Origin of the sequence: Pseudomonas paraveronii (assembly GCF_963681955.1) — a bacterium.
In the GTDB taxonomy this organism is placed as follows: Bacteria; Pseudomonadota; Gammaproteobacteria; order Pseudomonadales; family Pseudomonadaceae; genus Aquipseudomonas; species Aquipseudomonas paraveronii.
Genome location: NZ_OY817130.1, coordinates 6,105,742 through 6,128,878, shown reverse-complemented (window position 1 = coordinate 6,128,878; position 23,137 = coordinate 6,105,742). Strand labels below are relative to the sequence as shown.

The following is a 23,137-nucleotide window of genomic DNA, read 5'->3' as shown; positions in this document are numbered from 1 at the left end:
ATTGCCTGGGTGTTATTTATTTATAGTCGTGCAGGTCCAGAGAAATAAGCCGTTCGGCGCTGGGCTTGCTAAGAAGAAAATAAAGAACGCCTGATAACTTTCAGTGACAGGTCAAATATGAAAAAAATTGTTGGATTGACTCTCGGTCTCGCTTGCCTGGCTGCGGCCATCAGCGCACAGGCATCTACCGTTGCCCAGTTGTCCGTCAGGGGCACGATTACACCCGCTGCCTGCAACCTCAGCCTGACCGGGAGTGGCACTATCGATTACGGCACCATCCGCTCCGGCGAACTGTCCCAGACCGCGTTCAACCCGCGAGAGGAGAAAACCACCTCCCTGTCCGTCAGTTGCGGCACTACCCCTGCCAAGTTCGGGCTGAAACTCACCGATCTGCAGGCTGGCAGCAAGGTGACGGGCATTCTCGGTGCGGGTTTCACTGAAGCACAGAACTATGGCTTGGGTCTGGTCTCGGGCCGGCGAACCGGTGGCTATTCGGTCACTCTCAGGGACCTTCGGTCGTCGAGCACCTCGCTGTTTCCAATCATGCGTGTCGGCACCGGTGCCTGGCAGAACAGTGATGGCAAAGTTACTCAAGCCCCTACCCAGTATTCCTGGCGCAGCAGCACCACGGTTACACCGGCTTCAATCTCTCAGCTGACTGGCACCATCGCGGTGAAGGCAGTGATCAACAAAGGCCAGGACCTGGACCTGAGCCGCGACATTACCCTTGATGGGCGCGCCACCCTTGAACTGAGTTACATCTAAGCGACCCAACAGCAGCCGATCAAGAAACTAACTATTTCTTATCGGCTGTTTTCATGTGAGCGGTCAGTTGCCATTTGCTCAACGTCATGGTCACGGGGAATACCGAGTGCGTAGTCTTTCAATAATAAATAGTGTGCTGTCATGGAGTGTAAGTGCATGTCTCTGTTTTGCCACTGTTGCAGTAGCGGACGGCATGCAGCCGGAAACCACAGTGGTGGTGCTTTATGAGGAAGATGGCGAGGCCACAATAAATATCAGGAATACCGATTCAGGGCCGGCGTTACTTCATTCGGTAGTGGAAAATGTGCCCGAGGACCCGGAACCGTTATTAATTGTCACTCCTCCCATCACCCGCGTGGAGGCGGGCGAAACGCAGCTTGTGCGCTTCATCAGTACCTTGAAGGAACCGCTGAAGACCCAGCGGTTGAAGCGCGTATCTTTCGAGGGGATTCCCCAGGCGCGTGCCGCAGGCGGTGCGACGATCGGTATCACCCTGCGACAGAATTTGCCGCTGATTCTGCACCCCAAAAGCCTGCCGCGGCATCAAGCACCCTGGGAGCTGCTCACCTGGAAGCGGGCCGGGTCGCGTCTAACGGTTCACAACGACAGCGCCTACGTGGTGCGGTTGGCGCCCCAGGTGCAGCTACTTCCGCAGCAGGTCCTGGCGACGTTGCCGCGTACCTACATTTTGCCGGGGGAGGCGTTGACGGCGAAGGTTGACGGAACGTTGGACGGCTTGGCTGAAGTCGAGATCCAGCCCGCCACGGTCTATGGGTTTTCAGTGGACAGCTACCGCGCCCCGATCAGTGCCGAAGGGGATTGAGCGGCTCATGACAAACCTGTCGAGTAACAAATCTACGATTTTTATCCGGCCTCGCCGGCCCACGCTGCTCATTGGGTTTGCGACGCTGTGGAGCTTGCCCGGCCTGGCCCCGGCGCTGGAGTTGGGCGAGGGTTTCGACCTCGCGGCACTGACCACCCACGGCATTGACCCGAAGGTCTCCGACTACTTCCGCAGTGCGGCGCGTTTTCGCGAAGGCGTCCAGGTGGTGGGGCTGCGGGTCAACGGGAACCCGCTCGGGTCAGTCGATGCGCGGTTCGACGCCCAAGGGCAATTGTGTTTCACCCCGGGCTTGCTCGAGAAAGCCGGGTTGGTGCAGCCCCGCGCCGTTGTCCGCGAAGGCGCCTCACCAGACCAGGCCTGCCATGACTTCCTGGGGGCCTTTCCGACGACGATGGTTCGGCTCCGGCCCGGCATCGATGAGGTGGCACTGGTGGTGCCGACCCAGGCATTGCATGAACCCCAGTGGGAGGCCGGGCACTTTGCCCAGGGCGGCGCGGCGGCGATGTTCAACTATGACGTGCTGGGTTTCGACAGCCGTTCGCGCAGTGGGCCCAGCCGGTTCGTGTCGGCCTACACCGAAGCGGGCTTCAACCTGGGCGACTGGATTGTGCGCAGCCGCCAGTTTTATGTGTCTGACAATGGTGAAGCCCGTACCGAACACCTGTATGCCTACGCCCAGCGGGATATCGCCGCGTTGCAATCGACTTTTCAGATGGGCCAGCTCTCCAGCAACAACCCGCTGTTTGGTGGTATCCAGTTGTCCGGCATCCAGTTTTCCCCCGATGGTCAGTCGCGGGCGCCGGCGGGCAGCAACAACGCAGTCGTCGAAGGTCTGGCCCAGAGTCAGTCGCGGATTGAAGTGCGCCAGTCCGGCGTGCTGATCCATAGCACGCTGGTGCCCGAAGGCCCCTTCCGGCTGACGGGGTTGCCTTTGCTCAATGGCACCAGCGACCTCGACGTCAGCGTGATCGATGTGCGCGGCGCCAAGCGCAGTTTCGTGGTGCCGGCGGCGTCATTCGCGGGAGCGGCCCCGGCGGCGCCCGGTTATTACTTTTCCCTCGGCAAGGTGCGCGAAAATATCGACGCGCAGGCTCCGTCACCGGTGGTCGCCATGGGCAGTGGCACCTGGGGCCTGGGGCGTGAATCGTCGGCGGGGTTTGGCGTATTGAGTACCGAAGAATACTGGTCGGCAGGCGGCACCCTGAGCAGCGTGTTTTTCCAGCGGGTAGCCGTTGGCGCTCGTCACAATGTGTCCCGAGACAGCCGTAACGCCGTGTCGGGTTCGCGTAGCAGCGTGTCCGCGAGCAGCCCGGTCTACGCCAATATGGACGTGAACTTCAGCGCCACCACCCAGACCCGAGGGTATCGCGAGGTCCTTGAAGCGGGCCGCTCGTTCAAGGCCGACGAGCTGGATTCGCGCTTCAAGAACCAGTACACGGCGGGCATGAGCTGGGCCGACCCAACCCTGGGCGTGTTCTCCCTGGGCTATTCGCGCAGTGCGCAATTTGACCGGCACACGGCCGAACACGTGTTTGCTTCGTGGAACAAGTCGTTCAGCTACGTCGATGTCGCGTTGATCGCCGATTCGCAGGTGGGCGGTACACGGCCTCGCCGTGATGCCGCCGCTGCCGGCGACCGGCGCGATAGCGCGGAGGACAATGATCTGTCGGTACGGCTGCAGATCAGCGTGCCGCTGGGCGGTGATCGTCGTGTGAACAGCTACGTCAGTCGGCGTGGCGACCAGTCCCGCGTCGGTACGGCGCTCAGTGAGCGGGTCAATGAGTATGTGAATTACGAGGTGGGCGTCGAACGCGACCTTAGCGCCCGCGAGCAGTCGGTTCACGGCCATGTGGACTTGCTGCCACGCTACACCCGCGTCGGCCTGGGCGTCAGCCGGGATGCGCTGGGCACCGGTTATACGGGGCAGTTGCAAGGCGGCATCGTCGCGCACGAAAACGGCCTGACATTTTCGCCCTATGCCGTGCAGGACACGTTTGGCATCGTTTCGGTGGGGGATATCGGTTCTGCAAAAGTCGAAACCCCGCAGGGTCCGGTGTGGACTGACTTCACCGGGCAGGCGGTGATTGCCGGCTTGCCCGCGTATGCCAATAGCCGCGTCGAAGTGCAGACGCAGTCGTTGCCCAGACGGGTTGACCTGAGGAACGGCACCCAGGTGCTCGCCGCCGGTCGCGGGTCCTTCAATACCGTCGCGTTCGATGTGGTGACAGTGCGCCGCGTGCTACTCACCGCCAGTGATCAGCACGGTCGGCCGTTGCCCCAGGGCGCTTCGGTGTTCGGCAAGGATGACCGCTTCCTGACCAGCGTGGCGGGCGAGGGCATGATTTTCCTGAATGACGTCAATGAGTCGCAAAGCCTGCGGGTTTCGTTGCCGGACTCTTCCACCTGCCTGCTAAGCCTTGACCCCGGAACCAAGCCTGATCATGACAAGTTCTATGAGACCACGACGGCGGTGTGCCATGGCCGGTAAGTGGAAAAGTACGGGCGTCGCCCTGTTCTGCACGGTGTTGATGGCCCAGGGCGTGCGCGCTGAAAACTGCCGGTTGTCCGTGAGCCAGCCGCGCATCGACTATGGGGTCATTCGCCGGGAGGCCTTTGTCGAAAGCACCACCTTGGCCCTTGGCACCCGCACGCTGCATCTGAACGTCGCGTGTGCGCAGCCTTCGGTGATGGCGTTGCGGTTCATCGGTGCGGCGGACGGGCAAGGTTTCCGGTTTGATCGCCAGGGGCGTATGCGTATGCATCTCAGGCATGCTCAGGTGGATGGGCGCGCCGTGGAGTGGGAAGTGGCGCATCTGCCCGGTGAAACCGTCAGCGGGCAGTTGTTACCGGGCCAGGTCCTGGTGGCACGGGCAGCAGGCCAAACAATGCTCGGCCAGCGACTGACCGCCCAGGTCGATGTCGATATCGACCTGCCTTCCGATGCTCTGCAGGTCCGCAGTCAGACGCGGCTGGAGGGGCAGGGCACCTTTGAGCTGGTCAGCCCGGCTGTCCCACTGAGCCGATGAAGTTGGCCAGTTCGGGCGTTCTGGGGTTGGCGAACAGCGCCTGGGGTGGGCCTACTTCATGCACCTTGCCCTGGTGCATGAACACCAGCTTGTCCCCGACTTCGCGGGCGAAACGCATTTCGTGGGTCACCATGATCAGGGTCATGCCGTCCTTGGCCAGTTGGCGCACCACGCTGAGTACTTCATTGACCAGTTCCGGGTCCAGCGCCGAGGTGATCTCGTCGCACAGCAGCACCTTGGGCGACATGGCCAGTGCGCGGGCTATGGCGACGCGTTGCTGCTGGCCGCCGGACAGGCGATCGGGGAAGGCGTCGAACTTCTCGCCCAGGCCGACCCGCTCCAGCATCTGCCGCGCCAATTGGGCGGCCTTGGCCTTGGGCACTTTCTGCACTACCTGCGGCGCGAGCATGACGTTTTCGCCCACCGTCAGGTGCGGGAACAGGTTGAACTGTTGGAACACCATGCCGACTTTTTGTCGCAGGCTGCGCAGGTCGGCGCGGGCGGCGTCGAGGTATTCGCCGTCGACTTCGATCACACCGTCGTTGATCGACTCCAGGCCATTGAGGGTGCGCAGCAAGGTCGACTTGCCCGAGCCGCTGCGGCCGATGATCGCGACGACCTGGCCTTCTTCAACGGTCAAGTCGATGCCCTTGAGCACGTGGTGATCGCCGTAATACTTATGCAGGGCGGAAATTCTAAGCAGAGGCATGCAGTCTCCTTTCCAGGTAGCGCGCACTGAGGGACAAGGGGTAACAGAGCAGGAAGTAACCGAGGGCCACCAGGCCGTAGACCATAAAAGGCTCGAACGTGGCGTTGGCGAGCATGCCGCCGGTCTTGGTCAGTTCGGTGAAGCCGATGATCGAGGTCACGGCAGTGCCTTTGACCACTTGCACCGAGAACCCCACGGTAGGTGCTACGGCAATCCGCAGGGCCTGGGGCAGGATCACGTAGCGCAGCTGTTCAAGCGGATTCAGGGCCAGACTGGCCGAGGCTTCCCACTGCCCGTGGGCGATGGAGTCGACGCAGCCGCGCCAGATCTCGGCGAGGTAGGCGCTGGTAAACAAGGTCAAGGCAATCGCCGCCGCCAGCCAGGGCGAGATATCCACCCCAAGCAGGGCAATGCCGAAAAACACCAGGAACAGCTGCATCAACAGCGGCGTGCCCTGGAACAGTTCGATATAGGTGCGGGCGACATTGCGCGGGAAGGCTTTGCGGCTGATGCGCATCGTCATCACCAGCAGGCCGATCAGGCCACCGCCTACAAACGCCACCAGCGACAGCAAGAGCGTCCATTGCAGGCCGATGAGCAGGTTGCGCACGATGTCCCAGAAGGAAAAATCACTCATCGGCTGTTCCTCATCACAAACCGGCGACCGATCCAGTTGAGCAACTGGCGAATCATCAGCGCCATGCACAGGTACACCAGGGTGGTCAGGGCATAGGTCTCAAAGGCGCGGAAGTTGCGCGACTGGATGAAGTTAGCGGCAAAACTCAGCTCTTCGGTGGCGATCTGCGAACACACCGCCGAGCCGAGCATCACAATGATGATCTGGCTGCTCAGGGCCGGCCACACCTTGCCCAGCGCCGGCAGCAGGACCACATGGCGGAACGCCTCGAAGCGCGTCATCGCCAACGCGGCGGCGGCCTCTAGCTGGCCACGGGGGATCGCCTGGATGCCGGCGCGGATGATTTCGGTGGAATAGGCGCCCAGGTTGATCACCATTGCCAATACCGCCGCTTGCCATTCGGTGATTTTCAGCCCCAGGGAAGGCAGGCCGAAGAAGATGAAAAACAACTGCACCAGAAATGGCGTGTTGCGGATCAACTCGACATACACCCCGAAGAACCAGGCGAACGGCTGGATTTTCCACGCCCGCACCACTGCGCCGACGGTGCCCAGGGCGACCCCCAGGATCGCACCGATCGCCGTCAGTTCAAGGGTGAACAGGGCGCCGCGCAACAGCAGGTCGGTATTGGCCAGCACCGGCACAAAGTCGAATTGATAGGCCATGAATCAGCTCCGTCGCAGGCTTCAGAGATCAGCAGGCAGGGGTTCTTTCAGCCACTGCAGCGCGTTTTTTTCCAGGCTGCCGTCGGCCTTGGCCGCGACCAGGATCTGGTTGACCTTCTCCAGCAGCGCCGGCTCGTTCTTGTTCACGCCCACGTACACCGGCGAATCCTTGAGCTTCACTTTCAGCGCCGGCACGCGTTTCGGGCTGCGCTCGCTGATCGCAACCATCACCACGTTGCCGCTGGCGATCAGGTCGACCTGGCCGGCCAGGTAGGCGGCGATGGTCGAGTTGTTGTCTTCGAAGCGCTTGATCGTGGCTTCCTTGGGCGCAACGGCCGTCAGCTCGATGTCTTCGATGGCGCCACGGGTCACGCTGATGGTCTTGCCCTTGAGGTCGTCGATGCTGCTGATGGCGGCATCAGGCGGGCCGAATACGGCCAGGTAAAAGGGCGCGTAGGCCTTGGAGAAGTCGATGACCTTTTCCCGCTCGGGGTTCTTGCCCAGGCTGGAGATCACCAGGTCGACCTTGCCGGTCGTGAGGAACGGGATGCGGTTGGTGCTGTTGACCGGGGTCAGCTCCAGTTTGACCTTGAGCTGGTCGGCCAGCAGCTTGGCGGTGTCGATGTCCAGGCCGCGTGGTTTCATGTCGGGGCCGACCGAGCCGAACGGCGGGAAGTCCTGGGGCACGGCGACCTTCAAGGTGCCGCGGGCAACGATATCGTCCAGACCGTTGGCCTGGGCGGGAGCCTGGCTCAGCATCAGGCTGGCAAACAGGGCGGTGAGCAGGGCGCTGTAGCGCTTGGTCATGGGAACTCTCCGAGAAGGGCGAAGGGACATTCTGTTTTTGCCCAGTGCACAGCCCATGCCATGACTGCTCGGATTGTCCGCAAGGCCGGGATTTGTTGCGTTATGGTGGTCTTACTGGTCTGAACAGTGAGCGCGGTTTTCGCACCGTTTTCGAGCGCCGGCAAAACCGCGCGAGCCCCTTTGGGGCGTGGCTTGCCGCCAGGCGCGAATAGCTTTACAACTACGCGCTCAGTTGTCTGAAACCTTGAGTTTTTTATGAATTCCATCGCCCAAGCGGTACCGGAAGCGGCCTTGCAGGCCATCCGCAAACTGATCAAGGAGCAAGGCTTCGGGCCGGGCGACGCACTGCCATCCCAGCGCGACCTGGCGCTGCAGTTGGGCGTGAGCCGGGCGTCATTGCGCGAGGCGTTGTCGTCCCTCAGTGCCTTGGGGGTGGTCAGCGTGCAGCCGGGCAAAGGCGTGTTCGTACAAGAGGCGCAAGACTCGCCTGGGTTTGCGTGGCCCTTCGCGGCCCAGGCGACGCCGCTGGATATCTTCCAGTTGCGCTATGCCCTGGAGGGGTTTGCGTCGGGGTTGGCGGCCGTCACGCTGACCATCGATGAGCTGGACCGCCTGGAAGATAATGTCGAAGCCATGCACAAGGTGCTCAAGGCCGGCGACTTCGAAGCCGCCGCCCGGCTGGACTTCGAATTCCACCAGCGCCTCCTCCTGGCCAGTGGCAACCAGGCGATGGTCAGCATCCTGAGTGCCAGCGCCGAGGTGTTCCTGGAGAGCCAGAAGCTACCGTTCATCCGGCCGGAACGGGCCATGGAAACCTGGCAGGAGCACCGCAGAATTCTGCGCGCGCTGGCCCGTCGCGCCAGTGCGGCGGCGCAGAAAAGCATGCAGGAGCACGTGCGCAATGCGGCGTTGCGCACGGGGATTGCCTTTGTGACGCCGGTGTCTCCGTGAGCGGGGCGATACCCAAACTCATGCAACACCATAGCAAGACTCAATCAGAGGCGGCTTCCTGAACGGGGGAAGGGCAGCTATGATGGGCCACGTTTTTTTTGCTTACAATCCGGAGACATCCATGAGCAACGATCTTATCAAGCACGTCACTGACGCGACCTTTGAGGCCGAAGTACTCAAGGCAACTGGCCCGGTGCTGGTTGACTACTGGGCTGAATGGTGTGGCCCTTGCAAAATGATCGCTCCGGTTCTGGACGAGATTGCAACCACCTACGCTGGCAAGCTGACCATTGCCAAGTTGAACATCGACGAAAACCAGGGAACCCCGGCCAAGCACGGCGTGCGTGGTATTCCGACGCTGATGCTGTTCAAGGACGGCAACGTGGAAGCGACCAAAGTGGGCGCGCTGTCGAAGTCCCAGTTGGCGGCATTCCTCGACGCGAACATCTAAGCGTCGTCAAAAAAGCCCCGCAATTTGCGGGGCTTTTTCGTGAAACAGGGCTAGACGCTCCGAAATTCAGGTGGTACATTCGGCCCCGCACTGGTTTCTCCACTGCCCCCTGCAAGCCGTCGCCGACGCATTCCTTTTCGATTAGTACGCGATCATGTCGCCTTCTCTGCGGCGCGGCCTCATTAAGCCAAAAGCTTAATTTCCCCCCTCCATAAATGATTACGTCATTCCTATATGAATCTGACTGAACTCAAGCAAAAGCCGATTACCGACCTGCTCCAATTGGCCGAAGAGATGGGCATAGAAAATATGGCCCGTTCGCGCAAGCAGGACGTGATTTTCTCCCTGCTCAAAAAGCACGCGAAAAGCGGCGAGGAAATTTCCGGTGATGGCGTGCTGGAGATTCTCCAGGACGGCTTCGGCTTCCTCCGCTCTGCGGACGCTTCCTATCTCGCCGGCCCAGACGATATCTATGTCTCGCCGAGCCAGATCCGTCGCTTCAACTTGCGCACCGGTGACACCATCGTTGGCAAGATCCGCCCTCCGAAGGAAGGCGAGCGTTATTTCGCCCTGCTCAAGGTCGACACGATCAACTTCGATCGTCCCGAGAACGCGAAAAACAAGATTCTCTTCGAGAACCTGACCCCGCTGTTCCCGACCGTGCGCATGAAGATGGAAGCCGGCAACGGTTCCACCGAAGACTTGACCGGTCGTGTGATCGACCTGTGCGCCCCGATCGGCAAGGGCCAGCGTGGCCTGATCGTCGCACCGCCGAAAGCCGGTAAGACCATCATGCTGCAGAACATTGCAGCGAACATCGCGCGTAACAACCCTGAAGTTCACCTGATCGTGCTGCTGATCGATGAACGTCCGGAAGAAGTGACCGAAATGCAGCGCACCGTGCGCGGCGAAGTGGTTGCCTCGACGTTCGATGAGCCGCCAACCCGCCACGTGCAGGTTGCCGAAATGGTGATCGAGAAGGCCAAGCGCCTGGTCGAACACAAGAAAGACGTGGTGATCCTGCTCGACTCCATCACCCGTCTGGCCCGTGCCTACAACACCGTGATCCCGAGCTCCGGCAAGGTATTGACCGGTGGTGTCGATGCCCACGCCCTGGAGAAACCGAAACGTTTCTTCGGCGCCGCGCGCAATATCGAAGAAGGCGGCTCGCTGACCATCATCGCTACCGCGCTGGTTGAAACCGGCTCGAAGATGGATGAAGTGATCTACGAAGAGTTCAAGGGTACCGGCAACATGGAACTGCCCCTGGACCGTCGTATCGCTGAAAAGCGTGTGTTCCCGGCCATCAACATCAACCGTTCCGGCACCCGCCGTGAAGAGTTGCTGACGGCCGACGACGAACTGCAGCGCATGTGGATCCTGCGCAAGCTGCTGCATCCGATGGACGAAGTCGCCGCCATCGAGTTCCTGATCGACAAGCTGAAAACCACCAAGACCAACGACGAGTTCTTCCTGTCGATGAAGCGTAAGTAATACGACGTTTCAGGTCCAAAAAAATGGCGCCCTTCGGGGCGCCATTTTTTTTACGTCGAAAATAAGTGCGTTTTATGTCATAAGTGTCGGTTAAGTAACAAAAAGTAAACATGCGCTTACTTCAGCTCCCATTCGTATCAGATTGACCACCATTCTTATGACCACTCTTGCTTATCGAAGAGACATTGATGGCCTGCGTGCTATCGCTGTCCTTGCTGTCGTGCTGTTCCATTTTGGGGTTCCGGGCGTCACCGGCGGCTTTGTCGGCGTCGACGTGTTCTTTGTGATTTCAGGCTTCTTGATCACCTCGATTATCTGGCGCGAACGCCAGGCCGGGCGTTTCAGCTTCGTGAACTTCTGGGCGCGCCGTGCGCGGCGTATCTTGCCGGCATTGTTTGTGATGATGGCCGCGACACTGGCAGTGGGCTGGTTTTTGCTGGCGCCCAAGGACTATGAAGCGCTGGGGCGCTCTGCGCACTATCAGGTGACGTTCACCTCCAACCTCTTGTTTGCCCGCCAGCACGGCTATTTCGATATGGCCTCCGACATCAAACCCTTGCTGCACACCTGGTCGCTGGCGGTAGAAGAGCAGTTCTACATCCTCTTTCCATTCCTGCTGACCCTGCTTTCAAGCCGTTTGAAACACTGGCGTCTGGCGTTGTTCGCGGTGTTGCTGGTGTCATTTGGCATGAGTGTCTGGGCGGTTTCCCATCAGCCGCAGAAAGCGTTCTACCTGCTGCACTTGCGTGGCTGGGAATTGCTGGCCGGCGCCGTGCTGGCGGTCATGCCCAGGTATGAATGGCGCGCTTCACCGCCCCTGGCGCAAGGGGTCAGCCTGGTCTCCCTGGGATTGATCCTGACCGCCATATTCGGTTTTGACCGACATACACCGTTCCCAGGCGCGGCGGCTTTGCTGCCGGTGTTGGGCGTGGTCGGGTTGATCTGGGCCAATGGGCAGCAAGTCACCTGGGTCGGGCGGCTGCTCAGTTCGCGGCTGATGGTGGGCGTGGGGCTTATTTCCTATTCCTGGTACCTGTGGCATTGGCCGGTGTTCGTGTACGCCAACTACGCCGCGGTTGATGGCTTGAGCGTGGCGCAATTGGGCGGGTTGATACTGCTGAGCCTGGTGTTGGGTTATTTGTCCTGGCGCTTCGTGGAGGCGCCGTTTCGGGAAAAACGTCTGCTGGCCGGGCGCAAGGCGATCCTGGTTGCTGCCGCAGCCGGCATCCTGTGCTTCGGCATCACCGGCCTGGCATTACGTGAAACCAATGGCGTGCCGTGGCGTCTGTCCGAGCAGGCATTGCGTTATGCCCAGGCGAAGAAGTGGAGCCCGGAACTGACGGCCTGCCTGGCGGACCAGAAAACCCCGGATGAGCGGCTGTTTTGCCATTTCGGCCCACAAAGCCGCTCGGTGTCCACGCTGGTCTGGGGCGACAGCCACGCCACAGTCTTGATTCCGGCGCTGAAGGACGCGGCCAAACGCCACGATATCAGTCTGGTCCAGGCCAGTTTTGCCGGCTGCATGCCGTTGGACGGTCTCGAGAACATCACCCAGTGCGCGCATTTCAACCAGCGCGTCGAGAAGGCCCTGGCCGAACAGTCGTTCAGCGATGTAGTGCTGGCGGCGCGCTGGAGCCTGTACCTTTATGGGCAAATGTCGGGCGATAAGGAGCTCGCGCTCAAGGACCCGAGTACCGGTGAGTACGCGCGCGCCGTGGCGGAGCAGCGCTTCGCCGAGGGCCTGCGTGAGCGCATCAGAGGGTTGCGCGCCGCCGGGCATCGCGTGTGGCTGGTCAAGGAGGTCCCGCTGCAGAAAATCATCGTGCCTTACCGCCTCAGTCGCCTGGCCATGATGCACCGCCCGGTTGAAGGGGAAGGGCTTCCCGTGGCCGAGCATGAACAGCGCCAGGCCTTCATTACTCAGCTATTCAACGCGTTGGCGGCGGCCGACAGCGGCGTGGTGGTGCTCGACCCCGCGCCCCTGCTGTGTGGCGCCGACGGTCTGTGCCGGGTCGAGCGCGATGGCCGTGCGCTGTATACCGACGATAACCACCTCTCCGACGTCGGCGCGCGGCACATCGAAGCCTTCCTGGAGCCGCTGTTCAGTTCGCTGCAATCACGGGGGCTGACGGCCAATTAAGCTGCCAGCCGCCCTCATAGCAGGTAGGATGTACGCCTATTTTACGGGTGGCATGGTTAATGAAATTCAAGGATCTTCGGGATTTCGTGCAGCAACTTGAGCAGCGCGGAGAGTTGAAACGTATCCAGGTGCCGGTTTCGCCGGTGCTGGAAATGACAGAGATTTGCGACCGTACCCTGCGCAACAAGGGCCCGGCGCTGCTGTTCGAGAACCCGACCGGTTTTGATATCCCGGTGCTCGGCAACCTGTTCGGCACCCCCGACCGCGTGGCCTTTGGCATGGGCGCCGAGTCGGTCAGCGAACTGCGCGAGATCGGCAAGTTGCTGGCGTTCCTCAAGGAGCCCGAGCCACCCAAGGGCTTGAAGGACGCCTGGTCGAAGCTGCCGATCTTCCGCAAGATCATTGCCATGGCGCCCAAGGTGGTCAAGGACGCGGCGTGCCAGGAAGTCGTCATCGAAGGCGATGACGTCGACCTGGGCATGCTCCCGGTGCAGACCTGCTGGCCCGGCGACGTTGGCCCGCTGATCACCTGGGGCCTGACCGTCACCAAAGGCCCGAACAAGGATCGCCAGAACCTCGGTATCTACCGTCAGCAAGTGATCGGCCGCAACAAGGTGATCATGCGTTGGCTGAGCCACCGTGGCGGCGCGCTGGACTTCCGTGAATGGTGCGAAAAGCACCCCGGCCAGCCGTTCCCGGTCTCCGTGGCCCTGGGCGCCGACCCGGCCACCATCCTCGGCGCCGTGACCCCGGTGCCTGACAGCCTGTCCGAATACGCCTTCGCCGGCCTGCTGCGCGGCAACCGCACCGAGCTGGTGAAGTGCCGTGGCAACGACCTGCAAGTGCCGGCCACGGCGGAAATCATCCTCGAAGGCGTGATCCACCCCGGCGAAATGGCCGACGAAGGCCCCTACGGCGACCACACCGGCTACTACAACGAAGTCGACAGCTTCCCGGTGTTCACCGTCGAGCGCATCACTCATCGGATCAAGCCGATCTACCACAGCACCTACACCGGCCGTCCGCCGGATGAGCCAGCGATTCTCGGGGTGGCGCTGAACGAGGTGTTCGTGCCGATCCTGCAGAAGCAGTTCCCGGAAATCACCGACTTCTACCTGCCGCCGGAAGGCTGTTCGTACCGCATGGCCATCGTGACCATGAAGAAGTCGTACCCAGGCCATGCCAAGCGGGTCATGCTCGGCGTGTGGTCGTTTTTGCGACAGTTCATGTACACCAAGTTCGTTATTGTCACCGACGATGACATCAATGCCCGCGACTGGAACGACGTGATCTGGGCCATCACCACGCGCATGGACCCCAAGCGCGATACGGTGATGATCGACAACACGCCGATCGACTACCTCGACTTCGCCTCGCCGGTCTCGGGCCTGGGCTCGAAGATGGGCCTGGATGCCACGCACAAATGGCCGGGTGAGACCACCCGCGAGTGGGGCAGGGTGATCGTCAAGGACGAAGCCGTGACGGCGCGTGTCGATGCGATCTGGAAAGAGTTGGGAATAGATTGATGCGTGTAACCCTGCAACCTTCCGGCGCCGTATTGGCGCTGGACCCTGGCGAGCGAATCCTCGAAGGTGCGCGCCGCCTGGGCTACGAATGCCCGCAAGCCTGCCGCAATGGCGTGTGCCATGTGTGTGCGGCGCTGTTGGTGGAAGGCCGGGTGCAGCAGGCCGGTGAGGTGCGCGACCATGGTGAGTTCTACACCTGCATCGCCGAGCCGCTGGAAGATTGTGTGGTGTTGTGGGATGGCGTGCTGGCGCCGGGAGAGTTGCCGTTGCGCAAGTTGTCGTGCCAAGTGAGTGAGTGTGTGGAAGTCGGTGGCGATGTCTGGCGCGTGCGCTTGCTCGCCCCGGCCGGCAAGGCCGTGCGTTACCACGCCGGGCAATACCTGATGATTGAACGGGAAAACGGCGAGAAGTCGGCGTTTTCCCTGGCCTCGGCGCCTCACTCCGGACGTGAGCTGGAACTGCACGTGCTGGCTCGCGAAGACAGCGCGCGCAACCTGCTCGAACAGTTGCAGCGCAACCGGATGGCCCGCATCGAGCTGCCGTTTGGCGATACCCACCTGGCCGAGTTGCCCGATGGGCCGCTGGTATTGATCGCCGCCGGTACCGGCATGGCGCAGATGCACAGCCTGATCGAGCATTGCCGCGCGTCCGGCTTCAAGCATCCGGTGCACCTGTATTGGGGCGTGCGACGCCCGGAAGATTTCTACGAGATCGAACATTGGGATCAATGGTTGCAACTGCCCAACCTGTTCCTGCACAAAGTGGTCAGCGACCTGTGCGGCTGGGAAGGGCGCTGTGGGCTGTTGCATGAAGCGGTGTGCGAAGACATCCACGACCTCAAAGGCGTGTATGTCTACGCCAGCGGTTCACCGGCGATGATCTACGGCACATTGGATGCGCTGGTGGATGCCGGCATGGATGCACATCAGATGCGTGCCGACGTATTCGCCTACGCCCCACGGCCCTGAAGCCCTACGCTGGCTTCTAATGGGGGCGCTGGCGTCGCGGTCAGAAACGCACGCCGGTCGTGATCATCGCCGCATTGAACCCCAGCAGCACCAGCTCCGCCGCCACTGGCCCGTAATGGGTGCCTACGGACGGAATGATCACCGGCGCCACGCCGAAACGGTTCAACGGGATCTTGTCGCGGTACTTGCCGCGATAGCCCTGAATCGCCCCGCCTGTCAGCTTCAAATAGACCGGATAGTCGGTCATGTCATAGCGTTTTCCCGCATAGACGTAGTAGGACCGCTGGCTGAACGAGTTGCGAAACGTCGCCGCGCCATACACCAGGCCTGACGCCTCATTGCGCTCCAGGCCGAGCAAATCCTGATGGTTGTTATGCTCGGGGTCCGGCGCGAAGTGCCGGGTGTAGACGCTGGTCTGCGCATACCAGAAGCCCTTGTCATCGTCGGTAGGCGGGGCTTCGGCCGCGAGGGCAGTGGTGGCCTGGGCCAGGAACAGCAGGCCAGACAGTCGAATTTTTTTCATGGGGTGACCTCGATTAGTCGGTATGAGGGGCGGCTAGGTGGGTCGTGATGTGCGCGCTAGTTTGAAGGTTACGTGTGCACCCAGGCTGAACCGGGGCTGACAGTAGCGGGATTGGCGCCCTGAATCCTGACGAACGGATGGAACCACGCCCCAGCCCCGGGGCAACTCGGCCGATTAGCACTTTTTCGTCATACGGTTACAGCGGCGGGTTCTATTACGGTAAAGTTACTTACAATTGGTAATAGATTTTCGTAGCTGCACAGGAGACCTCAGCGATCCGCCATGACCGCCATTGAATCCGATCTTTTGCAATTGGCTTACCCTCCGCAGCTCGATCTGGGGCCGCAACTCACTCACGAACAGTTGATGAGCTCAATGCAGGCCACCATGGCCCGGCATAAGGGTGGGCCGGTCTGGCTATTCGCTTACGGTTCGCTGATCTGGCGGCCTGAGTGTTCATCGACCGAGCGGGTGCGGGCACGAATCCACGGGTATCACCGCGGCTTGTACCTGTGGTCCCACGAGCATCGGGGTACGCCGGAAATACCCGGATTGGTCTTCGGCCTGGATCGCGGTGGTTCGTGCAGCGGCTTTGCCTACCGCCTGCCGGAAGACCAGTTGGAGGCCTCGCTTTACGCCTTGTGGCAGCGCGAAATGCCTTACCCCTCCTATCGGCCGCACTGGCTCAGTTGCCGTCTGGAAGATGGCAGTCGGGTGCAGGCGCTGGGGTTTGTATTGGAGCGGCACCTGCCGAGCTACGCCGGCAATCTGCCCGACATCGTGCTCAGCCACGTGCTGCAAAGCGCTTGCGGGCGTTACGGCACGACGCGCGATTATGTCGAGCAGACCGTCAACGCCCTGCGTAGCCACGCCATGCCAGACAAAAACCTGGAGGCGCGGCTCAAGCGTTGTGCCAAGGATTGCTCAGGCGATTGACGCGCCGAGCTGACACTGTTGGTGTGCCCCATCGGGTTGAGCCAGTACACCAGGGTCGCTACGGTCACCAGCGCCATGAACACGATACCGGTCGGTCGCAGTTGGCGTCTGCAGGACGCTGGATATCAAAATGTGGGAGGGGGCTTGCCCCCGATGGCGCTGGTTCAGTCAACAGATGTATTAACTGATCCACTGTCATCGGGGGCAAGTCGAATCGTCGCACCGCCCCTCCCACATTTGAGCGCATTTCATATTGGTTAGCGGGTTTGCACGACCACCTTGCCCACGGCCTTGCGCTGCCCCAGGTCATTGATCGCCTTGGCAGCCTGCTCAAGTGGATACACCCGCGACACCAGCGGTTTCAACTTGCCCTCGGCATACCAACCAAACAGCTGCTGGAAGTTCGCCGCATTGTCCTGCGGCTGGCGCTGGGCGAACGCGCCCCAGAACACCCCGACCACGGCCGCACCTTTGAGCAGTGCCAGGTTCACCGGCAGCTCTGGAATACGCCCGCTGGCAAAACCCACCACCAGCAGGCGGCCGTTCCAGGCGATGGCGCGGATGGCCTGGTCAAACAGGTCGCCGCCCACCGGGTCGTAGATCACATCGGCGCCGTTGCCGTCGGTCAGGCGTTTGACCTCATCTTTCAGGCTGGCTTCGCTGTAGTTGATCAGCTCATCGGCGCCGGCGGCCTTGGCCACTGCCAGCTTGTCGGCGCTGCTGGCGGCGGCGATCACGCGGGCGCCCATGGCCTTACCGATTTCCACGGCGGCCAGGCCCACGCCGCCGGAGGCGCCGAGGACCAGCAGGGTTTCGCCGGGTTGCAGGTTGGCCCTTTGTTTCAGGGCATGCATCGAGGTGCCATAGGTCATGCTGAACGCGGCTGCGGTGTTGAAGCCCATGCTGGGCGGGATCGGCAGTACGTTATAGCCGGGCACCGCGACCTGCTCGGCAAAACTGCCCCAGCCGGTCAGCGCCATCACGCGGTCGCCGACCTTCAGGTGGCTGACCTTTTCCCCCACTTCGCTGACTACGCCCGCCGCTTCGCCACCCGGCGAGAACGGGAACGGCGGCTTGAACTGGTACTTGCCCTCGATGATCAGCGTGTCCGGAAAGTTGACCCCGGCGGCATGCACGTCCAGCAGGATTTCGTTCTTCTTGATCGCCGGGCTGGCGATCTCTTCCAGCACCAGGGTTTCGGCGGGGCCGAAGGCTTTGCACAGCACAGCTTTCATCGGACTATTCCTTTTGGCGTCGTGGCCGATAAGTGTAGGAGGGTGCGCCCGTGGGTCAACAAGCATGCCCGGGCCTGATAAGTCGCCATAAGCTTGTGCTCTGCCCTGCTAGCGTTATGCTACTGGGCAACAGAATGTGAGGAATGAACTGTGAAAGCGTGGATTTTGTTGATGCTCGCCCTGACCTTGCCGATGGCGGCCCAGGCCCAAGAGGCGAAAGAAGGCGAGGCGCCGAAGGTCAGCTATATCAGCCTGGCCCCGCCGCTCGTGGGCAACTATGGCCTGGATGGCACGGCCAAGCTCAAGGTGTACAAGGCCGATATCGCCCTGCGCGTGACCGGCACCGAAGCGGCTGCCGCCGTCAAAGCCAACGATGCGTTGATTCGTAATCAACTGGTGGCGCTGTTCACCCAGCAAACCAACGAGAGCATGAGCACCGTTGAAGGCAAGGAAAAACTGCGCCAGGAAGCCCTGAAGCAGACCCAGCAAGTGATGAACGACGAAACCGGCAAGCCGGTGGTGGAAGACCTGTTGTTCAACAACCTGATCATCCAATAGTCGCGGCGCGACGATCACGAGCAAGCCTGCTCCCACCAGGGAATGCGTTTCACCTGTGGGAGCGGGCTTGCCTGCGGCAGTGTCAAGACGCCAGGCTCTTGCGGAACCGCGCCAGCGCCACCAAAAAGAACAGCAAGCCAATCCCCGCCAGCGCCAGCAAATCCGGCCACACCACACTCACGCCCGCATCGCGGAACAGGATCGCCGCGCTCAGGCTCACAAAGTGCGTCGACGGCGAGCCCTGCATCACCCATTGCAACCACTCGGGCATGCTGTCCAGCGGCGTACTGCCGCCGGAGAGCAACAGCATCGGGATGATCACCGGGATTGCCAGCAAGCCGAACTGCGGCGTCGAGCGGGCGAGGGTGGCGAGGAATATCCCCAGGGCGGTGCTGGCAAACAGGTACAGCGCGGTCACGAATAGAAACAGGCTCAGCGACCCGGCCAGCGGCACGCCGAGCATGCCCTTGACCACCACTTCCAGGGACAGCCAGGTACACAGCACCACCACCAGCATGTTGCTCCAGATTTTCGCCAGCATGATTTCCAGCGCCGTCAGCGGCAGCACCAGCAAATGGTCGAGGGTGCCGTGTTCGCGCTCGCGCAGCAGCGCGGTGCCGGTAAGCACGATGGCGAGGATGGTGATGTTGTTGACGATCTGGATGACCGCGAGGAACCAGCCACCTTCCAGATTGGTATTGAACAGCGCCCGCGTTGTCAGCAACGCCGGCGCTTTGCTGGCGGAGTCGGCCTGGCCGCTGTAGGTCAGCAGCTCGCGTTGGAAAATCCGTGAGATGTAGCCGGCGCCCATGAACGCCTGGCTCATCGCCGTGGCATCGACGTTCACCTGCACATCCGGCTCGCGACCGGCTAACAGGTCGGCCTGGAAATTCGCCGGTACGTTGATCACGAACGTGTACTGGCCGCTGTCCATGACCTTATCCAACTGGTCATACGCCAACGGCACGGGTGACTGGAACTCGGGCGGCTGCAACGCCTCGGCCATCTGCCGCGAGATCGCGCTGTGGTCCTCGTCGACAAACGCCACGCTGGCGTTATGCACACCAATCACCGAGCCGGCCGCAGGCATATAGATCGCGACGGTGAAGGCGTAGAACAGAAACAACAGCAGCACGCTGTCGTGGCGCAGGCTGGTCAGTTCCTTGATCCCCAGGCGCAGGATGTGCGCGAACTTATGCATCAAGCCTCCTGCTTCTTCAGCATGATCAGGCTAAGCCCGGTAAACCCGAGGAAAAACCCGAACAGCGCCAGGCACTGCGGCCACAGTTGCCGCAGGTCGAGGGCCTTGGTGAACGTGCCCACCGCAATATCGAGAAAGTGCCCCGCCGGAAACAGTGTGCCCATCACCGCCGCAGCACCTTCCAGGGAGGAACGCGGCACGATCAGCCCGGAGAACTGAATGGTCGGCAGGCTGGTGATGATCATGGTGCCGAGGATCGCCGCGATCTGGGTGCGGGTGAACGCGGAAATCAGCAGGCCCATGCTGGTGGTGGCGAGCACGTACAGCAGGCCGCCGAACGCCAGGGTCAGGGCGCTGCCCTTGAACGGCACGCCGAACAGCCAGCGGTTCATCGCGACCAGCACCGCCAGGTTGATCAGGCTCACGGCCAGGTACGGCGTCTGTTTGCCCAGCAGGAATTCGAGGCGGGTCAGGGGCGTGGCATAGAAGTTGGTGATCGAGCCCAGCTCTTTCTCGCGCACGATACCGAGCGCAGTCAGCATCGCCGGGATAAAGGCGAGGATCAGTGCCATCACGCCTGGGCCGATGGCGTTCACGCTGACCACATCCTGGTTGTAGCGAAAGCGGGTTTCGAGCTTGGCCGCGCTTTGGCTGCTCTGCGGCTGGCTGCTCAGTTCGGACAGTTGCTGCAGGTTGGCCTGGTGGACCGCCTCTACATAGTTACGGCTGGTTTCTGCGCGAAACGGCATGCCGCCGTCGAGCCAGGCGGCCACGCTGGGTTGGCGGCCGGCGTAGAGGTCACGGCCAAAACCGGGCGGGATTTCCAGGGCCAGTTTGATTTCCGAGCGTTGCAGGCGCCGGTGCAGTTCGTTGGCATCCTGGATCGGCGTTTGTTCGGCGAAGTAGCGCGAGCCGCGAAACGCTTCCAGATAGGCGCGGCTTTGTGGGGTCTGGTCCTGGTCGTAGACGGCAAAGGCGAGGTTTTCCACATCCAGGGAAATGCCGTAGCCGAAGATCACCATCATGAACATCGCCCCGAGCAGGGCGAAGGCCATGCGCACCTTGTCGCGCAGCAGTTCCTTGCCTTCACGGCTGGCCACGGCCAACAGGCGCGACAGGCTGAACCCGCGCCTGCTCACGGGCGGTGGGCTGGTTTCGCTGACGGTAGCGGTGGGCGCGTTGGGCGCGGCGGGTTCGGCTTCGCCCTGGGCTTGCTCCAGACATGTGACGAACGCGGCTTCGAGGGTGTCGCCGTGGAATTGCTGCTGCAGCGCGTCGGGGGTGTCGCAGGCCAGCACCTTGCCCGCGTGCATCAGGGAGATGCGGTCACAACGCTGGGCTTCGTTCATGAAGTGGGTGGACAGAAAGATCGTCACCCCTTGTTCGCGCGACAGTTCGATCAGCAGCCGCCAGAAGTCATCCCGCGCCGCCGGGTCGACCCCCGAGGTCGGTTCATCGAGGATCAGCACTTCGGGACGATGCAGCACCGCCACGGCCAACGACAAGCGCTGACGCAGGCCGAGGGGCAGCTCGCCCGATGGCTGCTCGGCCACCTCGCCGAGGTCGAAACGCTGGATCAGCTCATCGATCCGCTTGCCGCTGTCGGCCTTGGGCAAATCGAATAACTGCGCGTGCAGCACCAGGTTCTGCAGCACGCTGAGTTCGCCGTACAGCGAAAAACTCTGCGACATGAAGCCCACGCGCTTGCGGGTGGCCAGGTCCTTGGCGTTCACCGGGTTGCCCAGCAGCGTGGCAGTGCCCTCAGTGGCCGGCATCAGGCCGGTGAGGACTTTCATGGTGGTGGTCTTGCCGCAACCGTTGGAGCCGAGGAAACCGAAAATCTCGCCGCGGCCGATGGCAAAGCTGACTTTATCGACTGCCGTGAAGTCGCCAAAGCGCAGGGTCAGGTCGTGGGCTTCGATGGCGATATCGGCGCTGTTGCTTGCGCGCGGTGGGATGACCAGCGGCTGGTTGTCATGGGCGCTGTCGCCCTGGAAGTGGGTGAAGGCCTCATCCAGCTTGCCGCTTGGGGTTGCTGCGGCGAGCTCACTGCTCAAACCGTCGGCGATCAGTTTGCCACGGTCGAGCATCAGGCAATGTTCAAACTGCTCGGCTTCTTCCATGTAGGCCGTGGCCACCAGCAGCGTCAGTTGTGGGCGCTCGCTGCGCACGGTTTCGACCAGTTCCCAGAAGCGCCGACGTGACAGCGGGTCGACGCCGGTGGTGGGTTCGTCGAGGATCAGCAGGTCCGGTTCATGGATCAGCGCGCAGCACAGGCCGAGTTTCTGCTTCATCCCGCCGGAGAGTTTGCCGGCCGGGCGGTCGGCGAAGCGCTCAAGGTCGGTGGCCAGCAGCAGGCTGTGCATGCGCTGGTCGCAATCGGCTTTGGTCAGGCCGAACAGCGTCGCGAAGAAGCGGATGTTTTCGCTGATGGACAGTTCGGGGTACAGGTTGCCGCCCAGGCCTTGGGGCATGAAGGCGATGCGCGGGTAGAGGCTGTTGCGGTGGCGGCGGTCGGCGATGGAGCCGCCGAGCACCTCCAGTTGGCCGTCCTGGAGTTTTTTGACCCCGGCGATCAAGCCCAGCAGGCTCGACTTGCCCGCGCCATCCGGGCCGATCAGCCCGCAGCGCGTGCCCGCAGGCAGGCTGAAGGCGATATCGACCAGCGCCTGTTGCTTGCCGTAGCGGTGCTGGATGCCCGTGGCGTGCAGCGCCAGATCGGTCATTGCAGGTTAGCCGGCCAGTCGATGTCAGCCGTGCGCACGTAGCCGGCGCCGGGCATGCCCGGTTTGGCCTGCGGCACGGCGCTGGGTTGGGTCAGGCGCAGTTTGACGCGAAACACCAGTTTCTGGCGTTCATCGCGGGTTTCCACCTCTTTGGGCGTGAACTGCGATTTGGCCGCGACGAAGCTGATTTTGGCCGGCAGCGATTGGCCGGGGAGCGCGTCGAGGAGGATGCGTGCGTCGCTGCCGACGGTCAGGGCGCCGGTCACCGAGGCTGGCAGGTAGAGGTTCATGTATTGATCTTCGGGATCGATCAGCAGCAAGACGCGGCCGCCCGCGCCGAGCACTTCGCCCGGCTCGGCCAGGCGCAGTTGGATAATGCCGTCGATGGGCGCGCGCAGGCTGCTGTCATCGATTTCGCTGGTGAGCTGCGCCACTTGGGCCTGGGCGGCGCCGATGGCGGCCTTGGCCGAATTGACCTGGGCCTGGGCGGCGACCACGGCCGCATTCCCGGTGTTCTGGCGCGACTGTTGTTGGTCGATCAGTTGGCCACTGGCGAAGCCACGCTTGTACAGCTCCTGGGTTCGCTTGAGTTCCTGGTGGGCGAGCAGTTGTTCGCTCTGGCGCAATTGCACATTGGCTTCGGCGGCGGCGAGGTTTTCCCTGGCCCGCAGCACTTCGGCTTCGGCCTGGGCGCGCTGGGCTTCCAGGGTGCGCGTGTCCATGCGCGCCAGCAGTTGGCCCTTGAGGACCTTGTCGCCTTCATCCACCCGCACTTCGTCCAGCCGCCCGGCGATCTTGGCGGCAATCTGCACTTCGGTCGATTCCAGGCGGCCGTTGCCCATGCTCAAGCCTTCGGGCAGGCGGTCCTGGGTGGATTTCCAGTAACCGAAACCGCCGGCGGCGAGCAGTAACACAATCAGGAGGGTGGCAAACAACTGGGAGGTGCGGTGGTTCGTGGACATAGATGCTTCCTGC

21 protein-coding genes are annotated in these 23,137 nt (G+C 61.9%); 12 read left to right on the top strand and 9 right to left on the bottom strand.

The features are described 5' to 3' along the window. Positions 1-117: 117 nt before the first annotated feature. The 4 genes from U5A08_RS28495 (at position 118) to U5A08_RS28480 (ending at position 4,635) form a co-directional block, all read left to right on the top strand. The gene (locus tag U5A08_RS28495; protein ID WP_321849473.1) at positions 118-765 is read left to right on the top strand and encodes a DUF1120 domain-containing protein; all 648 of its coding nucleotides are present in this window, start codon (positions 118-120) and stop codon (positions 763-765) included. Between the two features lie 133 nt (positions 766-898). Next, positions 899-1,588 (top strand): fimbria/pilus chaperone family protein, encoded by a 690-nt coding sequence (locus U5A08_RS28490; protein ID WP_253400456.1) that lies wholly within the window; start codon positions 899-901, stop codon positions 1,586-1,588. A gap of 7 nt (positions 1,589-1,595) precedes the next feature. Next, positions 1,596-4,097, top strand: coding sequence for a fimbria/pilus outer membrane usher protein (locus tag U5A08_RS28485; RefSeq protein WP_253400075.1), 2,502 nt, complete (start codon positions 1,596-1,598; stop codon positions 4,095-4,097). Next, positions 4,087-4,635: a DUF1120 domain-containing protein gene (locus U5A08_RS28480; protein ID WP_321849471.1), complete on the top strand. Its 549-nt coding sequence runs from the start codon at positions 4,087-4,089 to the stop codon at positions 4,633-4,635. The genes U5A08_RS28485 and U5A08_RS28480 overlap by 11 nt, the downstream gene beginning before the upstream one ends. Here the strand turns inward: U5A08_RS28480 and U5A08_RS28475 are convergent. From U5A08_RS28475 to U5A08_RS28460, 4 genes are read right to left on the bottom strand one after another with little or no spacing between them, the layout of a single operon-like run. Beyond that, on the bottom strand, positions 4,607-5,344 hold the full coding sequence (locus U5A08_RS28475) for an amino acid ABC transporter ATP-binding protein (RefSeq protein WP_017845136.1): 738 nt from the start codon (positions 5,342-5,344) through the stop codon (positions 4,607-4,609). The genes U5A08_RS28480 and U5A08_RS28475 overlap by 29 nt on opposite strands. Continuing rightward, positions 5,331-5,981 carry an amino acid ABC transporter permease gene (locus U5A08_RS28470; RefSeq protein WP_253400073.1) on the bottom strand — a complete coding sequence of 217 codons (651 nt, stop codon included), beginning with the start codon at positions 5,979-5,981 and terminating at the stop codon, positions 5,331-5,333. The genes U5A08_RS28475 and U5A08_RS28470 overlap by 14 nt, the downstream gene beginning before the upstream one ends. After that, positions 5,978-6,646 (bottom strand): amino acid ABC transporter permease, encoded by a 669-nt coding sequence (locus U5A08_RS28465; RefSeq protein WP_017736949.1) that lies wholly within the window; start codon positions 6,644-6,646, stop codon positions 5,978-5,980. Before U5A08_RS28465 ends, U5A08_RS28470 begins: the two co-directional genes overlap by 4 nt. A gap of 21 nt (positions 6,647-6,667) precedes the next feature. Next, complete coding sequence (locus tag U5A08_RS28460) at positions 6,668-7,453, bottom strand: transporter substrate-binding domain-containing protein (protein ID WP_253400072.1); 786 nt, start codon at positions 7,451-7,453, stop codon at positions 6,668-6,670. 255 nt (positions 7,454-7,708) lie between these two features. Between U5A08_RS28460 and U5A08_RS28455 the strand changes: the two genes are divergently transcribed. The 6 genes from U5A08_RS28455 (at position 7,709) to U5A08_RS28430 (ending at position 14,983) form a co-directional block, all read left to right on the top strand. Further along, entirely contained in the window at positions 7,709-8,404 is a 696-nt protein-coding gene (locus U5A08_RS28455; RefSeq protein WP_321849469.1) for a FadR/GntR family transcriptional regulator, read from the top strand. A 121-nt stretch (positions 8,405-8,525) separates the two neighbouring features. Next, positions 8,526-8,855, top strand: coding sequence for a thioredoxin TrxA (gene trxA, locus U5A08_RS28450; protein WP_253400071.1), 330 nt, complete (start codon positions 8,526-8,528; stop codon positions 8,853-8,855). A gap of 234 nt (positions 8,856-9,089) precedes the next feature. Continuing rightward, positions 9,090-10,349: a transcription termination factor Rho gene (gene rho / locus U5A08_RS28445; protein ID WP_003176825.1), complete on the top strand. Its 1,260-nt coding sequence runs from the start codon at positions 9,090-9,092 to the stop codon at positions 10,347-10,349. A 157-nt stretch (positions 10,350-10,506) separates the two neighbouring features. Beyond that, entirely contained in the window at positions 10,507-12,489 is a 1,983-nt protein-coding gene (locus U5A08_RS28440; protein ID WP_321849467.1) for an acyltransferase family protein, read from the top strand. Between the two features lie 59 nt (positions 12,490-12,548). Beyond that, on the top strand, positions 12,549-14,015 hold the full coding sequence (ubiD, locus tag U5A08_RS28435) for a 4-hydroxy-3-polyprenylbenzoate decarboxylase (RefSeq protein ID WP_253400069.1): 1,467 nt from the start codon (positions 12,549-12,551) through the stop codon (positions 14,013-14,015). Next, positions 14,015-14,983 carry a CDP-6-deoxy-delta-3,4-glucoseen reductase gene (locus tag U5A08_RS28430; RefSeq protein ID WP_253400068.1) on the top strand — a complete coding sequence of 323 codons (969 nt, stop codon included), beginning with the start codon at positions 14,015-14,017 and terminating at the stop codon, positions 14,981-14,983. The genes ubiD and U5A08_RS28430 overlap by 1 nt, the downstream gene beginning before the upstream one ends. Before the next feature lie 40 nt (positions 14,984-15,023). Here U5A08_RS28430 and U5A08_RS28425 read toward each other — a convergent pair whose 3' ends face one another. Beyond that, on the bottom strand, positions 15,024-15,506 hold the full coding sequence (locus tag U5A08_RS28425; RefSeq protein ID WP_247406193.1) for a sn-glycerol-3-phosphate transporter: 483 nt from the start codon (positions 15,504-15,506) through the stop codon (positions 15,024-15,026). Between the two features lie 282 nt (positions 15,507-15,788). On the opposite strand from U5A08_RS28425, the gene U5A08_RS28420 reads away from it, so the two are divergent. Next, on the top strand, positions 15,789-16,442 hold the full coding sequence (locus U5A08_RS28420; protein WP_247406191.1) for a gamma-glutamylcyclotransferase: 654 nt from the start codon (positions 15,789-15,791) through the stop codon (positions 16,440-16,442). A gap of 257 nt (positions 16,443-16,699) precedes the next feature. On the opposite strand, the gene U5A08_RS28415 is transcribed toward U5A08_RS28420, so the two are convergent. Beyond that, complete coding sequence (locus tag U5A08_RS28415) at positions 16,700-17,677, bottom strand: NADPH:quinone oxidoreductase family protein (protein WP_321849465.1); 978 nt, start codon at positions 17,675-17,677, stop codon at positions 16,700-16,702. Positions 17,678-17,827: 150 nt separating this feature from the next. Between U5A08_RS28415 and U5A08_RS28410 the strand changes: the two genes are divergently transcribed. Beyond that, the gene (locus U5A08_RS28410) at positions 17,828-18,235 is read left to right on the top strand and encodes a flagellar basal body-associated protein FliL (RefSeq protein ID WP_253400065.1); all 408 of its coding nucleotides are present in this window, start codon (positions 17,828-17,830) and stop codon (positions 18,233-18,235) included. 82 nt (positions 18,236-18,317) lie between these two features. Here U5A08_RS28410 and U5A08_RS28405 read toward each other — a convergent pair whose 3' ends face one another. The 3 genes from U5A08_RS28405 to U5A08_RS28395 are packed head-to-tail and all read right to left on the bottom strand — an operon-like array spanning position 18,318 to position 23,124. Beyond that, on the bottom strand, positions 18,318-19,436 hold the full coding sequence (locus U5A08_RS28405; protein ID WP_321849463.1) for an ABC transporter permease: 1,119 nt from the start codon (positions 19,434-19,436) through the stop codon (positions 18,318-18,320). Next, positions 19,436-22,162, bottom strand: coding sequence for a ribosome-associated ATPase/putative transporter RbbA (gene rbbA, locus U5A08_RS28400; RefSeq protein WP_321849462.1), 2,727 nt, complete (start codon positions 22,160-22,162; stop codon positions 19,436-19,438). Before rbbA ends, U5A08_RS28405 begins: the two co-directional genes overlap by 1 nt. After that, positions 22,159-23,124 (bottom strand): HlyD family secretion protein, encoded by a 966-nt coding sequence (locus U5A08_RS28395; protein ID WP_253400062.1) that lies wholly within the window; start codon positions 23,122-23,124, stop codon positions 22,159-22,161. The genes rbbA and U5A08_RS28395 overlap by 4 nt, the downstream gene beginning before the upstream one ends. Positions 23,125-23,137: the final 13 nt, after the last annotated feature.

What these genes read in the sequence shown, in the direction of transcription:
- U5A08_RS28430 (WP_253400068.1), top strand. Translation starts at nt 14,015, where the DNA reads ATGCGTGTAACCCTGCAACCTTCCGGCGCCGTATTGGCGCTGGACCCT.
- ubiD (WP_253400069.1), top strand. Translation starts at nt 12,549, where the DNA reads ATGAAATTCAAGGATCTTCGGGATTTCGTGCAGCAACTTGAGCAGCGC.
- U5A08_RS28480 (WP_321849471.1), top strand. Translation starts at nt 4,087, where the DNA reads ATGGCCGGTAAGTGGAAAAGTACGGGCGTCGCCCTGTTCTGCACGGTG.
- U5A08_RS28405 (WP_321849463.1), bottom strand. Translation starts at nt 19,436, where the DNA reads ATGCATAAGTTCGCGCACATCCTGCGCCTGGGGATCAAGGAACTGACC.
- rbbA (WP_321849462.1), bottom strand. Translation starts at nt 22,162, where the DNA reads ATGACCGATCTGGCGCTGCACGCCACGGGCATCCAGCACCGCTACGGC.
- U5A08_RS28460 (WP_253400072.1), bottom strand. Translation starts at nt 7,453, where the DNA reads ATGACCAAGCGCTACAGCGCCCTGCTCACCGCCCTGTTTGCCAGCCTG.
- U5A08_RS28440 (WP_321849467.1), top strand. Translation starts at nt 10,507, where the DNA reads ATGACCACTCTTGCTTATCGAAGAGACATTGATGGCCTGCGTGCTATC.
- U5A08_RS28485 (WP_253400075.1), top strand. Translation starts at nt 1,596, where the DNA reads ATGACAAACCTGTCGAGTAACAAATCTACGATTTTTATCCGGCCTCGC.
- U5A08_RS28470 (WP_253400073.1), bottom strand. Translation starts at nt 5,981, where the DNA reads ATGAGTGATTTTTCCTTCTGGGACATCGTGCGCAACCTGCTCATCGGC.
- U5A08_RS28475 (WP_017845136.1), bottom strand. Translation starts at nt 5,344, where the DNA reads ATGCCTCTGCTTAGAATTTCCGCCCTGCATAAGTATTACGGCGATCAC.
- U5A08_RS28495 (WP_321849473.1), top strand. Translation starts at nt 118, where the DNA reads ATGAAAAAAATTGTTGGATTGACTCTCGGTCTCGCTTGCCTGGCTGCG.
- U5A08_RS28420 (WP_247406191.1), top strand. Translation starts at nt 15,789, where the DNA reads ATGACCGCCATTGAATCCGATCTTTTGCAATTGGCTTACCCTCCGCAG.
- U5A08_RS28415 (WP_321849465.1), bottom strand. Translation starts at nt 17,677, where the DNA reads ATGAAAGCTGTGCTGTGCAAAGCCTTCGGCCCCGCCGAAACCCTGGTG.
- rho (WP_003176825.1), top strand. Translation starts at nt 9,090, where the DNA reads ATGAATCTGACTGAACTCAAGCAAAAGCCGATTACCGACCTGCTCCAA.
- trxA (WP_253400071.1), top strand. Translation starts at nt 8,526, where the DNA reads ATGAGCAACGATCTTATCAAGCACGTCACTGACGCGACCTTTGAGGCC.
- U5A08_RS28395 (WP_253400062.1), bottom strand. Translation starts at nt 23,124, where the DNA reads ATGTCCACGAACCACCGCACCTCCCAGTTGTTTGCCACCCTCCTGATT.
- U5A08_RS28455 (WP_321849469.1), top strand. Translation starts at nt 7,709, where the DNA reads ATGAATTCCATCGCCCAAGCGGTACCGGAAGCGGCCTTGCAGGCCATC.
- U5A08_RS28465 (WP_017736949.1), bottom strand. Translation starts at nt 6,646, where the DNA reads ATGGCCTATCAATTCGACTTTGTGCCGGTGCTGGCCAATACCGACCTG.
- U5A08_RS28425 (WP_247406193.1), bottom strand. Translation starts at nt 15,506, where the DNA reads ATGAAAAAAATTCGACTGTCTGGCCTGCTGTTCCTGGCCCAGGCCACC.